At 56.4% G+C, this 14,162-nt stretch carries 11 protein-coding genes; 4 read left to right on the top strand and 7 right to left on the bottom strand.

The window, feature by feature from the left end; all coding sequences use genetic code 11:
* Positions 1–5: 5 nt before the first annotated feature.
* From yhdP to csrD, 7 genes are all read right to left on the bottom strand, one after another.
* On the bottom strand, positions 6–3,686 hold the full coding sequence (gene yhdP, locus A6013_RS04545; RefSeq protein WP_069732644.1) for an AsmA2 domain-containing protein YhdP: 3,681 nt from the start codon (positions 3,684–3,686) through the stop codon (positions 6–8).
* 42 nt (positions 3,687–3,728) lie between these two features.
* On the bottom strand, positions 3,729–5,198 hold the full coding sequence (gene rng, locus A6013_RS04540) for a ribonuclease G (RefSeq protein WP_008502847.1): 1,470 nt from the start codon (positions 5,196–5,198) through the stop codon (positions 3,729–3,731).
* Positions 5,188–5,781: a nucleoside triphosphate pyrophosphatase gene (locus tag A6013_RS04535; protein WP_028014604.1), complete on the bottom strand. Its 594-nt coding sequence runs from the start codon at positions 5,779–5,781 to the stop codon at positions 5,188–5,190. Before A6013_RS04535 ends, rng begins: the two co-directional genes overlap by 11 nt.
* Positions 5,782–5,790: 9 nt before the next feature.
* Positions 5,791–6,279 carry a rod shape-determining protein MreD gene (gene mreD / locus A6013_RS04530; RefSeq protein ID WP_008502849.1) on the bottom strand — a complete coding sequence of 163 codons (489 nt, stop codon included), beginning with the start codon at positions 6,277–6,279 and terminating at the stop codon, positions 5,791–5,793.
* A complete protein-coding gene (gene mreC, locus A6013_RS04525; protein WP_028014605.1) occupies positions 6,279–7,295 on the bottom strand; it encodes a rod shape-determining protein MreC in 1,017 nt (338 codons plus the stop codon). Before mreC ends, mreD begins: the two co-directional genes overlap by 1 nt.
* 61 nt (positions 7,296–7,356) lie before the next feature.
* Positions 7,357–8,400 (bottom strand): rod shape-determining protein MreB, encoded by a 1,044-nt coding sequence (gene mreB / locus A6013_RS04520; protein ID WP_000913396.1) that lies wholly within the window; start codon positions 8,398–8,400, stop codon positions 7,357–7,359.
* Positions 8,401–8,682: 282 nt separating this feature from the next.
* Positions 8,683–10,623: an RNase E specificity factor CsrD gene (csrD, locus tag A6013_RS04515; RefSeq protein WP_069732643.1), complete on the bottom strand. Its 1,941-nt coding sequence runs from the start codon at positions 10,621–10,623 to the stop codon at positions 8,683–8,685.
* A gap of 182 nt (positions 10,624–10,805) precedes the next feature.
* On the opposite strand from csrD, the gene A6013_RS04510 reads away from it, so the two are divergent.
* From A6013_RS04510 to aroQ, 4 genes are all read left to right on the top strand, one after another.
* On the top strand, positions 10,806–11,780 hold the full coding sequence (locus A6013_RS04510) for an MDR family oxidoreductase (protein WP_069732642.1): 975 nt from the start codon (positions 10,806–10,808) through the stop codon (positions 11,778–11,780).
* 77 nt (positions 11,781–11,857) lie between these two features.
* Positions 11,858–12,859, top strand: a complete 1,002-nt coding sequence (msrP, locus tag A6013_RS04505) for a protein-methionine-sulfoxide reductase catalytic subunit MsrP (protein WP_028014608.1) — start codon at positions 11,858–11,860, stop codon at positions 12,857–12,859.
* The gene (msrQ, locus tag A6013_RS04500) at positions 12,860–13,459 is read left to right on the top strand and encodes a protein-methionine-sulfoxide reductase heme-binding subunit MsrQ (RefSeq protein WP_028014609.1); all 600 of its coding nucleotides are present in this window, start codon (positions 12,860–12,862) and stop codon (positions 13,457–13,459) included.
* Positions 13,460–13,693: 234 nt separating this feature from the next.
* Positions 13,694–14,146 (top strand): type II 3-dehydroquinate dehydratase, encoded by a 453-nt coding sequence (gene aroQ, locus A6013_RS04495; protein ID WP_069732641.1) that lies wholly within the window; start codon positions 13,694–13,696, stop codon positions 14,144–14,146.
* Positions 14,147–14,162: the final 16 nt, after the last annotated feature.

The raw sequence follows: 14,162 nt of genomic DNA, 5'->3' as shown, positions 1-14,162 counted from the left end.
TCAAATCATTGCTGTGCATCTTTGCGCGGCTGGCGCAGCACCTCGTTAATCTGCGGTTTATCCACCGGACCGGTAATGCGGTAGCGCAGAATGGAGACCTTGCTCCACAGCGGCCCCAGCACTTTACTGGCGGCAAACACCGCCGCACCGACAATCGGGTTAACCACAAAGGCCGCCGCCACGCCCACGCTGGCGGAAATTTCCGGCGCCACCACGGCTTCCATATCAAGTTCGCGACGCACGAGGTTGACTGAGCCTTTCATGGCGATGTCCGCTTCCAGCCCATCCACCAGCGTGTCGCTCAGCAGACGCAGGATCTGCCCGGCACGCCCCGTGCTCACGTCGGCGATCTCACCTTTGCCAAAGTGTGTTTTCAGAATACCGTTCAGTGACGCTTCGTCCGGTGTCCACGGCGCGGCACGCCAGTGAAGATCGTAATTAACGTTAAACGAGGAGCCGCGCAGCGGCGTGCTGATGCCAAAGAAGTTGGCTGCCGCATCCAGCTTGTTGCCTTTAATGTCGCCCTTCAGGGACGTGCGCTGCTCGCCCGGGTTATTCACCCACTCTCCACCCGCCGTCATGCGGCCAAAGCCGGTGTCGATCAATCCGCCGGAGAGCTTGAGCGTATTCCCCTGGATGGCAAAATCACCGTCGATACGGCCATATTTTTGCCCCCACAGCCAGCACTCCGCGCAGCGCAGCTGCAGATCGGGCCAGCCGCTAAAATCGACGCGGGTAGTATTACTCAGCGGCGATGTATTCGCCGGTTTATCTTTACTCGCGGCAGCCGGGTTGTAGTAGAGATAGCGGATCGCTGCCTGCCACGGCGCGTTATTGCGCATGGTCAGCGTGCCGTTGATTTCCCGGCCCTGCGCCTCCACTTTTGAGCCGTTAGCGGTTGGCTGGGAGACAATGCTCAGATTGTTCCACTGCTGTCCGCCCAGCATCAGCGACGGCGTACGTACGGTAATGGTCTGCGGGAACTGGGCGGCCTCATCAACGTTTTGCCCAACGCCTTTCTGAAACAGCGCCAGCCACTCCGCGCCGTCCATCGGCGGGAGATTCAGCTCAACGCCCGCATGCTCAGGCAACGGCGGCGTGGTTTTGCTGTCCGTCGTCCAGATGGCTTTGTCGAGGGTAAGCTTGCGGTTAAGCAGCCAGCGGCTGTTAAAGTGGTTTGTTCCGCCCGCGCTTCCGGTCAGCGCGAAGCTGTCCAGATTGCCATCCACGTTAAGCTTCACCGGCAGCGGCTGTCCGGCCTGTTTATCCAGCGGCGCAGGCAGCTGGCTTTGAAGATTCTTCAGGTCACCCGTAATGTCGACCTTATAGTGTGCACCCGCGTGATAAGGCAGGTCGATTGCCACTTTGCCCTGCCAGGCGACCGCGCCCGCTACTGACGCCTCAATCGGCTTCGGCAGGACGTCCATACGCGACGGCTGCCAGTTGCCGTCCAGATTAACGGCCACCTGATAAGCCTTTTGCCCCTCGGCTGTTGAGAAGTCGATATTCACCGGCTGATTAAACCAGCTGGCGGTCAGCGGTTCGCTTTTCAAATTACCGTTCACAAAGCTGAACTGTCCGCTGAGGTCTTTCAGGGTGCTATCAAGCGGTTTAATGTACAGGCTGTTGTTCTTCAGACGGACGTCACCTTTGGCGGTGGTCATTTCACCGTCCAGCGGGATATCAAGATGTAAGCGAGCATTCACATCGCCATCGAGCTGGAGCTGCTGAAGGGTCGCCGCCAGCGACTCTTTGAGTGGCGTCTCCTCAAAGTACGGCCCCACCGCTTTCCCCGGGCCGTTGATGTCGGCATCAATCAGCAGCTTCTCTTTTGAGTAGTCCGGGATGTTGGCCGTCAGGTTGCTGGCCGTTACGCCTCCCAGCGCAACGCTGTCCGCCTTCATCCATAATCCGTCGTTGAGGAAGTTAAGCTCGATATCCAGGTTTTTCAGCGCGGGCCAGCCCGGCTGGAACGCGAAGGTGGCGTCGTGCAGCGGCACCAGCACCTGGAACTGCCCCTCATTATGTTTGTACGGGAAAAGATGCGGGTTACCGCCGTAGACCAGCGTGGCGTTTTCCGCCTGACCGCCCTGAATTGCGCCGCTCAGATAGTCGACCAGCGCTTTACCCATCAGATTTTCCGGGAAATAGCGCCAGGCCTGAGAACCGTCATCGGTACTGATCCCGGCCAGAATGCCCAGCCACGGTTCGTCACCCTGCGGCTGTAAATAGCGGAAGTCACCCCGCGCGTGTACCGCTTTGGCTTTGACGTCGATATGGCGACCATCAAGCTGGAAGCCCTTATCGTTACGGAGCCAGTTAAGCACCGCGCTGCCCTGCTCAATTTCCAGCGGCGCGCGGAAGACCGTCTCGTAAGGCATTTTAGCGTTGTGCATATCGGCCGTCAGCCTGCCGTTCTCCACGCTGCCTTCCAGCTTGCCGCTGAAATGCTCCGCGCCCGGCAGCATCTTCCACTGCTTCCAGGCAAGATCTTTCCATGTTGCCTGGAAACGGGTTTTTTCCGTCGCCTGAAGCGGGATATCCAGCGCCAGAGAATCAATTTTTCCGCTCGGCTGCGTTGCCAGCCAGATCTCGCCCAGGTCCGGAGAGAGCTTTGCCGCCATGGAGCGCAGGCCTTCAATGGCCGCCAAATCCAGGTTACTGGCGCGGATGCGCAGCTCATCGCTGCGTTTACTCGCCGCGCCGCCCACGTCCTGCTCCGGCATCCAGGCCAGCGTCAACGCACCGCGCGGCCACGGCTTGCCGTCCATCGTGATGCGCGTATCCGGGATGGCGAACTGCCAGCCCTCTTTTTCCTGCGTCACGTGCGCGGTGAGGTTATCGACGGAAAGCTGATGCTGCTGTCTTTCACCCTTCCAGCTCGCGCCCCCTTGCTTCAGCCAGATATCGCCGCTGGCAAATTTCCCTTTCGTCAGGGTCATCCAGCCCTCAAGGCTGAAACGGGCGGTTTCCAGCTGCATGTTTTGCTGCAGCCAGTCGCCGAGCCAGGGCTTTACATCCACATCGTCGGCCTGCAGCCAGACTTTGCCGTTGTTTAACAGGCCGTCATCGTCACGCAAGTCCATACGCACCTGCATGACGCCGTGCTGGCCGTTCAGGCTGGAAAGATTGACCTGCCCCTCGGCGCGGTGTCGATCCTTGCCGTTAAGCCAGGTCAGCTGCGGGATCGCCAGTTCGGCGCGCTGGCCAGAAAGGGTAATAAAGCTCACTTCGCTGTCGCGCAGATCGAAATGATCGAACTGGCGGAGGAAGAGATCGCTGAAGCGGTTGGCTTCCAGGCCCTGATTGTTATCACCGCCCGTCAGCGGCGTATTGGTCAGAAACTGGAGTTGATAAAAGGTGAGATCGCGAAACTGCCAGCGCAGATGCAGCAGGCTTTGCCAGACGTCCAGCGCCAGGGTTACGCGTTTGATTTTGAGATGACCGCCATCTTTCAGGCTGGCCTTGATGTCACGGACATCCAGCGTCGGGCCAAAATTCTGCCAGCTGGCGCTAACCTGGCTTACGTCGACCGGCACGCCGGTGGTGGATTCGATTTTCGCCAGCAGCTGCGGACGCCAGCTGTCCAGATGCGGTAAAACGAGGCGTAGCCCGCTCACGAGCAACGCGACAATCACGACCAGCGTTGCCCCTGTAAGCACTAAAATCCCCGGCAATCGCCTCACGCATCTCTCCTTGTCAGCTTTCGTCACGCAGCGTACTGCGTTTTACATCATTACGACGTCAAACTGCTCCTGGTTATAGAGCGGTTCAATTTGTACTTTTACCTGTTTGCCGACAAAGATTTCCACTTCCGCCAGCGCGTGCGACTCTTCGCCTTTCAGGGCTTCAGCCACCGCAGGGGAAGCATAGACCAGAAAACGATCGGAGTCGTAGGCATGATGAACACGGACGATTTCACGCATAATTTCATAGCAGACGGTCTCAACCGTCTTTACCGTTCCGCGTCCATGGCAGGTTGGACACTCATTACACAGGACATGTTCCACGCTTTCGCGGGTCCGTTTCCGGGTCATTTCCACCAGGCCGAGCTGCGAGAAGCCGTTGATGCTGGTCTTCACGCGATCTTTACTCAGCGCCTGTTCCAGCGAGTGCAGCACACGACGACGATGGTCTTCATTACTCATATCGATAAAGTCGATGATGATAATGCCGCCGAGGTTGCGCAGACGAAGCTGACGCGCAATCGCCTGCGTGGCTTCGATGTTGGTGTTGAAGATGGTATCGTCCAGATTGCGATGACCGACAAACGCGCCGGTGTTGATATCGACGGTGGTCATCGCTTCGGTCTGATCGATGATCAGATAGCCGCCGGACTTCAGTTCAACCTTACGCTCCAGGGCTCGCTGGATCTCGTTTTCGACATCATAGAGATCGAAGATCGGCTGACGCCCGGTGTAATGCTCCAGCAGGCCCGGCATTTCCGGGATGTATTCAGCGGTAAACTCCAGCAGCGCTTCATACGTCAGGCGAGAATCCACGCGGATGCGGTCGAGCTGCGCGTCGGCAAAATCACGCAGCACGCGCTGCGCAAGCGCCAGCTCACCGTATAGCTGGTAGCGAGTCTGGTTGCGTTTTTTACGCTCCATCACTTTGGTCCAGACGCGCTTCAGGTAAGCCGCATCCGACGCCAGGTCTTCTTCGCTGATCCCTTCTGCAGCGGTACGGATAATAAACCCGCCCTGTTCATCGCAGTAGGCGCTGACCACTTTCTTCAGCCGCTCGCGCTCGCTTTCGCTCTCAATACGCTGTGAGACACCCACGTGCGACGCGCCGGGCATAAAGACCAGATAGCGGGAAGGTAAGGTAATGTCGGTGGTCAGACGGGCGCCTTTGGTGCCAAGGGGATCTTTCACCACCTGCACCATTAAGTCCTGGCCCTGACGCACCAGCTCGGAAATGTCGCGCACGGCAAACTGCTTTTGCTCTTCGCCCGCGACGCACTCGGTGTGCGGCATGATGTCGGAGGCATGTAAAAATGCCGCCTTATCCAGTCCAATATCTACAAAAGCCGCCTGCATACCCGGCAGTACACGACTGACACGACCTTTGTAGATATTGCCTACTATTCCGCGCCGCGCTTCACGCTCAATATGAATTTCCTGAAGAATGCCACCGTCAATATAGGCCACACGGGTTTCCGATGGCGTTACGTTTACCAACAATTCAGCCGTCATAATTATCCCTTCCCTCACGCAGTGAGTTAAAATTGCTCAGCAACTCATACGTTTCCACCAGCGGTAAGCCGACTACGGCGTGATAGCTGCCATTAATCTTCCTGACAAAACAGCCACCCAACCCTTGAATACCGTATGCACCTGCTTTATCCATCGGTTCACCGCTGGCAATATAAGCGGCGATCTCGTCGTCGGTAATCACTCTGAACGTGACATCCGTAACTACCAGGCAATCCAGCACGTGCTGGCTGTCCGCCAGCGCGACGGCCGTCATCACCTGGTGCGTTTGCCCGGACATCTTGCGCAGCATGCGCGCCGCATGGTCGGCGTCATGCGGTTTCTCGAGGACTTCACCGTTAAGGATAACGATGGTATCTGCTCCCAGCACGGGCAGATCGCGCGGCACACAGGCCACGCCCGCCTGCGCTTTCTCGCGTGCCAGGCGAGACACGTACTGCTGAGCACTTTCGCCCTCAGCACGTTTTTCTTCAATGCCGGTCACGATGCGTTCAAAAGAGACCCCTAACTGCGTCAGGAGTTCCTGACGGCGCGGGGAGCCGGAAGCAAGATACAGAGACGTCATAGAAACCTTTTATTGCACAGCAAACTGCTGGCGAACCTTACGCATCAGCAGGAATAGCCACGGCCAGAGCACACCGTTTACTACACTACTCCAGAACACTTCCGGTCGGAAAGAGACGTTGATCACTAAAAACTCTGCCCAGAAAACAACGATATCCGCAGCAAGCGACAACAGCATCACGACCAGGGCCTGTTGCCAGAGCGCGAGGTTACGGAAGAGCTGGAATTTCAGTGCGACGAGGTACGCAATAATGCTCATGGACAGGGCGCGCACGCCCAGCGTAGAGCCACTAATGAGATCCAGTATGGCACCCATCACAAAACCCGTGCCGACATTTACGCGATGCGGCAGGGCAAGGATCCAGTAAAGTAAAATGAGCAAGACCCAGTTTGGCCGGAAAACGAGAATGTTATCCGGCCAGGGCATAATCTGCAGCAACAGTGCAATGAGGAACGAGAGCCAGATGACCCAGCGTCCCTGGCTACGATAGCTTGCCACTACTGCCCTCCCGAAGAGAGTTTAGGCGGTGGCGGCGCATCAGGCTGCGGCTGCGTTAACCCGGTTGCCGGCGCAGGCACGGGCGCAGGCGGCCCCATAGAGTCCGCTGGCGGAAGAACCTGCGGCATCATCTGCATCAGGCGTTCGTTCGCCACGCGATGCACCTCTTCAGGCGTCATCGGGTTAGCACCGTTACGATCGGCACCCCAGAGCAGCAGCAGGTAGCGCAGACGCTGTAAACCGGCGGTTGGACGGGCCTGAATCACGGTGTATGCACGCTGCGTATCCAGCTTAACCGAAGAGACCACCGCAACCGGGTAACCTTCAGGGAAGCGTCCACCGAGACCGGACGTCACCAGCACGTCGCCGACACGGATGTCCGTGTTAGCAGGCAGATGTTCCAGCTGCAGATCGTCCGTGCAGCCGTTACCGGCCGCAATCACGCGGATATCGTTACGCAGGACCTGGATCGGCAGCGCGTGGGTGGCGTCGCAAATCAGCAGCACACGGCTGGTCAGTTTGGCGACGGCAACGACCTGGCCTACTACGCCCTTATCACTGATGACGGGCTGACCTTCATACACCCCGTTCACGCTCCCTTTGTCGATCACAACCTGATCGCTGTAAGGGTCGTTCACGGTGGAGATCACCTGGGTAACCATCTTCTGCTCGTCCTGACGCAGCGGCGAGCCGAGCAGTTCACGCAGACGCGCGTTTTCCTGCTTGTATTGCCCCAGCATCAGCAGTTCGCTGTTTTTCAGCAGCAGTTCCTGGCGTAATGCCCGGTTTTCAAGTTCGAGCTGGTCTCGTGAAGACAGCGTTTGAGAAACGGAGTCGAGCAGTTCACGGGGACCATTTGATATAAAGTAGAAAGGACTGACGGCGGTATCCATGTACGTTCGGATCTGGCTGAACGTACCGAGGCGGCTATCGGCAATAATGACGCCAAGCGCAACCAGAACCGCCAGAATGAGGCGAAACTGTAGCGATGGGCCACGGCTAAAAATTGGCTTCATAGGCTATGCGTATTCTCGTGTCAGAGAGAAAGGGTAGCGATTCGCTACCCTTTCACCATGACTACTCTTCGCTGAACAAGTCGCCGCCGTGCATGTCGATCATTTCCAGCGCCTTGCCACCACCGCGGGCGACGCAAGTCAGTGGATCTTCTGCAACTACGACAGGAATACCTGTCTCTTCCATCAACAGGCGGTCGAGGTTACGCAGCAGCGCACCACCACCGGTCAGAACCATACCGCGCTCGGAGATGTCGGACGCCAGCTCTGGTGGGCACTGTTCCAGCGCAACCATTACCGCGCTCACGATGCCCGTCAGTGGTTCCTGCAGTGCTTCCAGAATTTCGTTGGAGTTCAGGGTAAAGCCGCGTGGAACACCTTCCGCCAGGTTACGGCCACGCACTTCGATCTCACGCACTTCATCGCCCGGATACGCAGAACCGATTTCGTGTTTGATACGCTCTGCGGTGGCTTCACCGATCAGAGAGCCGTAATTACGGCGCACGTAATTGATGATGGCTTCATCGAAGCGGTCACCACCGATACGTACGGAGGAGGAGTACACCACGCCGTTCAGTGAGATAACGGCCACTTCAGTGGTACCACCACCGATATCCACCACCATAGAACCGGTGGCTTCAGAAACTGGCAGACCCGCACCGATTGCCGCAGCCATTGGCTCTTCAATCAGGAACACTTCACGTGCGCCTGCACCCTGGGCAGATTCACGGATTGCGCGACGTTCTACCTGGGTTGCGCCAACCGGCACACACACCAGAACACGCGGGCTTGGGCGCATGAAGCTGTTGCTGTGAACCTGCTTGATGAAGTGCTGAAGCATTTTTTCAGTCACGAAGAAATCAGCGATAACGCCGTCTTTCATTGGGCGAATAGCGGCGATGTTGCCAGGGGTACGACCCAGCATCTGCTTCGCGTCATGACCCACTGCGGCCACGCTTTTCGGCGAGCCTGCACGATCCTGACGAATGGCCACAACAGAAGGCTCATTCAATACGATGCCTTGTCCTTTTACATAAATAAGGGTATTCGCGGTACCCAGGTCAATGGACAGGTCATTGGAAAACATGCCACGAAATTTTTTCAACATACTAAGGGATAATCCTGAAAGCTGGGGCGGAAAACAAAATCCGCTTACTTTACCAACCACACGCAGCAGCGACAAGGCGCAAAAATCATCTGCAACGGTGAAAATTTGTGCAGTACGTTTCCTGTTGTTACAAATTCATCCCCTGACTCCCTCAGGGCTGAGTAAACAGTCGTGTTCCTCACTGATATTTGTAACCCATTAAAGGTCGTTCACTGGCTTTTTGCTCGACATACTCAAAGCTACAGGCGCGATATTCTACGTGAAAACAACGTAAACGGCAGGTCAAACAGAGTATCTTTGCAAATATTTTTTCACGTTGGTGTCAAGCGGCTGAGAGGCGGCAAAAAAATCGCCCTGACCGCCCGTCACTCCGCGCTCTGTTAACATCTGCCATTCGCCTCTGGAGCGCACGCCTGCGGCAAATACCTGTGTTCGCGTTCCCTTACACGCTTCAACCAGACTCTGAACTAGCAGCTGGTTTTCCGTGCGCTTCTCAATATTCCTTACCAGCCCCGGATGTAGCTTTAATAGCTCCACATCCAGCTCCTTGATCCAGCTGGTACTGACCAGCGTTAAACCCGCCTGCGTTACCGCGACACGGGCACCGAGCGCGTTGATCAAACGGACCACTGGACGCAACCGGCTGATGTGTTGACCCACATCCGCCTCAGCAAGTTCAAAAATAATGCGTTTGCGTTGCGATTTTTCGCATTGCATTAATGTATCACGCAGCCAGCGCTGAAAACGCGGGCGTATTAATGACTCAACGGTAACCTGTAACGCCAGATTCTCTTCAGGCCAGAATGATAAAAATGGAATCAAGCGTGTAATTTGCTGGCGGTCATACTCTTCGGAGAGCCCAAATTGCAGAACCATCGGCAGATATTCCGCAGAAATAACCTCTTCCGTCCCGTCGAAAATTCGGCACATCAATTCCCGGTGGTGGACAAAACCGTTCTTCATGACCGCCGGTTTTTGATAAATACGCGGCCCGCCGCGACTCAGCATTTGCTCAATCAAAGTACGCCAGCGCACGTTTCCACGCCCTTTTTCAGGCAGCGAATCATCATAGACCGCCCATCCGTTCGCCCCTTGCAATACCGCGTTGCGGGTGGCCGCTTCCGCATGCTCCATCACCTGCTCTGTCGACTGTCCGCCGCGCCAGGCGCAAATCCCCATATGGACCATATCGTCTCTGTCGAGCATTTTGCTCTGCGGCAGCGCGTCGACGGCCTTAAGTAGCTGGCTGGCAATGCTTTCTGATTCCTTCAACGTGCGATGCGGCAGCAATACGGCAAAGTCGCTGCGGTGGTAGCGGGCCAGCAGCGCCCCCGGATAGCGCATAATAAAGGTGGAGAGCAGGTTGATCAGCGTAAAGAGATTTTCTTCCGCCGCCCGCTGCCCCCATGTGTCGCGCAGCAGATCGAAATCGGGCAGGCGAATCATCATCACCACCCCGTGCGTGCCCACTTTTTCCGGGTCGTCGAGCAGCGTGGCGAGTTGATTGTCAAAGAAAAGGCGGTTGTTAAGGCCGGTTTTATTATCCTGCGCGGCATAAGAGCGGATCAGCGTATCCATTCGGCTGCGCTGGTCGCTGGCAAACTGGATCTCTGAGAGCAGCGTATCCAGCGCGCTGCTGGCGCGTGAGGGCCATTCATGGACCGAGCCGCGAACCTGCGGGCCGCGTTCACCGTTCAGGATGCGCACGGAGCGAATCTCCAGCAGTTCCTGGCCTGAAAGCTGGCGGCGCAGCCAGCGGACCGCGAGAAAAATCAGCAAAATAATGAAGGCGACGGCAACAGTGAGCGGCGCGGTGGTCATCATAGAACGGAAATAGCTGGCCATCGGATCGAGGTAGACCATGTGTATGGTCATCCCCGGATTTTTGAGGGAGTGCACCGTTACTTCCCGATACTGGCTCACCACGCCCGCAGGTCGATAGCTGTCCTGTCGTTTATGGCTTAAAACCGGATGCTTTCCCTGCTGGATGTCGACCTGAATAATATCAACCGGCACCATCAACTCATCCAGCTCCCGGGATAGCTCAGGAAGTGGAGTGGTCAGCAGACGCGTATCAATGACCGACGCAACGGACTGCACCCGGTTGACCAGTTTGTCCTGAATGGCGTTATAAAAGCTCAGAGAGCAACCAAGAAGCGTGACAAAGATGGTAAGCCCCGTCAGCAGGGTGATAAAAGCCGAGAACTTCGTCGTTAATCGCATCCTTGAGATTACTCCGTGGGTTGATGGGGTAGCGAGTAAGCGCTAACTTGCATTTCAAATGCGGCATACTACCAAACCTGGCGTATCTGGCAATTTATTGCGTTAAATCGGCATTGCTTTACCCTGAGCGAGTATAGTCTTCAGGAACTCTTTTCCAATCATCTGAGCCGTGAGGACCCCGTATGCAGGCTTTAATCTTAGAACAGCAGGACGGCAAAACGCTTGCCTCCGTACAGGACGTAGAAGAGACTCGCCTGCCGGAAGGCGACGTCACCGTCGACATCGACTGGTCCAGTTTAAATTATAAAGATGCGCTGGCGATCACCGGCAAGGGTAAAATCATCCGAAATTTCCCTATGGTGCCGGGTATTGATTTTGCTGGCCGGGTTCATAGCAGCGAAGATCCCCGTTTTCATGCGGGCCAGCAGGTGCTGCTCACCGGCTGGGGCGTGGGCGAAAATCATTGGGGCGGGCTGGCAACGCAGGCGCGCGTGAAGGGCGACTGGCTGGTGCCTATGCCGAAAGGCATAGATGGCCGCAAAGCGATGATCGTTGGTACCGCAGGCTTTACCGCCATGCTGTGCGTGATGGCGCTGGAAGAGGCGGGTGTTCGCCCCGAGTCGGGTGAAATTGTTGTGACCGGGGCCAGCGGTGGCGTGGGCAGCACGGCGGTCACGCTGCTGCACAAGCTGGGTTATCAGGTTGCGGCGGTTTCCGGCCGTGAAAGCACGCATGATTATCTGCGCCAGCTCGGCGCCAGCCGCATTCTTGGCCGCGATGAGTTTGCCGAGACCCGCCCGCTGGAAAAACAGGTCTGGGCAGGTGCGGTGGATACCGTCGGTGACAAGGTGCTGGCAAAAATCCTGGCGCAGATGAACTACGGCGGCTGCGTGGCAGCCTGCGGCCTGGCCGGGGGATTTGCCCTGCCAACGACCGTCATGCCATTTATTCTGCGTAACGTCCGCCTGCAGGGCGTGGATTCCGTGATGACGCCTGCGGCTCGCCGTGCAGAGGCATGGGAGCGTCTGGTGCGCGATTTGCCGGAATCGTTCTATACCCAGAGCGCTACCGAAATTACGCTCAGCCAGGCACCTGAATATGCCAGTAAAATCATGGATAACCAGTTCCACGGCCGCGCGCTGGTGAAAATCGCCTAATCTTCAAATTTTCGTGACATATTCGCGCTAACGCTTCTCCTCCGTCATGCTTAGAAAAACGCATGACGGAGGATGCCATGAAAAACCGAAAACTGACGGAAGCCGACGTAACGTCTGAATCTGTCTTTATGTTACAGCGCCGCCAGATCCTGAAAATGCTTGGCATCAGCGCCACGGCACTGACGCTCTCTCCAGCGGCACACGCCGACCTGCTCGACTGGTTTAAAGGCAACGATCGCCCTAAGGCGCCTTCCGGTGCCCCGCTTACCTTTACCAAACCCGCCGAATGGCAAAACACGCTGGCGCTCACGCCGGAAGATAAAGTCACCGGCTACAACAACTTCTACGAATTTGGTCTGGATAAAGCCGATCCTGCCGCCAATGCCGGCAGCATGAAAACCGATCCGTGGACGCTGAAAATCGACGGTGAAGTGGCAAAACCTCTGACGCTGGACCATCACGATCTGACCACCCGCTTCCCGCTTGAAGAGCGTATCTATCGCATGCGCTGCGTAGAGGCCTGGTCGATGGTGGTGCCCTGGGTAGGCTTCCCGCTGCATAAGCTGCTGGCGATGGTTGAACCCACCAGCAATGCAAAATACGTCGCCTTCCAGACGCGCTACGCCCCGGACGAGATGCCGGGCCAGAAAGACCGGTTCATCGGCGGCGGGCTGGAGTATCCCTACGTTGAAGGGTTACGTCTTGACGAAGCCATGCATCCCCTTACCCTCCTGACCGTCGGCGTTTACGGCAAGGCGCTTCCGCCGCAGAACGGTGCCCCCATCCGTTTAACCGTGCCGTGGAAATACGGTTTCAAAGGGATTAAATCGATCGTCAGCATTAAGTTGACCCGCGAACGTCCGCCGACGACATGGAACCTGGCGGCGCCGGGTGAATACGGCTTCTTCGCCAACGTGAACCCGCATGTGGATCATCCCCGCTGGTCGCAGGCGACGGAACGCTTTATTGGCTCCGGCGGCGCGCTGGACGTGAAGCGCCAGCCCACGCTGCTGTTTAACGGGTATGCGGATGAAGTGGCGTCCCTTTACCGTGGCCTCAATTTACGGGAGAACTTCTGAGTGCGTTTAACGGCAAAGCAGATTACCTGGCTGAAAGTGCTGCTGCATTTAGCCGGGATACTTCCTTTTATCTGGCTGTTCTGGGCGGCCAGCCAGGGCCTCTTTAGCGCCGATCCGGCAAAGGATATCCAGCATTTTACCGGTCGGATGGCTCTGAAATTTTTACTGGCCACCTTGCTCGTCTCGCCGCTGGCGCGCTACGCTAAACAGCCATTATTGATACGCACCCGTCGGCTTTTGGGGCTATGGTGTTTTGCCTGGGCGACCCTGCACCTCACCAGTTACGCCCTGCTGGAACTGGGAATTAACAATCTGACACTGCTTGGCCGCGAGCTGGTAACACGCCCTTACCTGATGCTGGGCATTGTTAGCTGGCTGATCCTGCTGGCGTTAGCGCTGACATCCACGCAATATGCGCAGCGAAAGCTGGGCCGTCGCTGGCAGTTGCTGCACAACTTCGTCTATCTTGTCGCGATCCTCGCCCCCATTCATTATCTGTGGTCGGTGAAGATCCTCTCTCCGCAGCCGGTCCTTTACGCGCTGGCAGCCGTGGCGCTTTTAGCATGGCGTTACAAGAAGTTCCGCCAGTGGTTGCGATAGTTCGCGAAACTGTGCGTTTTCCCGCAGATTACCTCTCAACCGCAAATCTTTTTTGGATTGCGGTTGATAATCTTCCCTGATAAGACCAGTATTTAGCTGCCAAATGCTACGAAATCGTTATAATGTGCGACCTTGGTTCGCCTGACAGCGGTTTTGGGCCTCTGAAAAGGTGACATTTGCGCTTCGACGGTATATTTTGTTTTTTACCCGAAAATCGCAGGAGATAGCGGCATAATGACTGATAAGTTCCACATCTTAGTTTTAAACGGACCGAACCTGAACATGCTCGGCACCCGTGAGCCAGAGAAGTACGGCACGCTGACATTGAGCGAAATTGTTAACCGTCTGAGCACGGAAGCAGCCTCGCTGAATGTGGATTTGGATCATTTTCAGTCAAACGCGGAGTACGCAATCATCGACCGTATTCATCAGGCTAAAGACACTGTGAACTATATCCTGATCAATCCGGCCGCGTTTACGCACACCAGTGTTGCTATCCGCGACGCACTGCTCGCGGTGGGTATCCCGTTTATCGAGATCCACCTGAGTAACGTGCACGCCCGAGAGCCGTTCCGCCACCATTCGTATCTGTCGGATATCGCTGCTGGCGTTATCTGCGGACTGGGCGCAGACGGCTATTCATACGCTTTACAGACAGCGGTAAAACGCTTGTCACAATCACACTAAACAAGAGTACGGAACC

Source organism: Enterobacter sp. IF2SW-B1 (assembly GCF_001743375.1).
Lineage (GTDB): Bacteria > Pseudomonadota > Gammaproteobacteria > Enterobacterales > Enterobacteriaceae > Enterobacter > Enterobacter bugandensis.
This window is presented reverse-complemented; position numbering and strand designations above follow the sequence as displayed.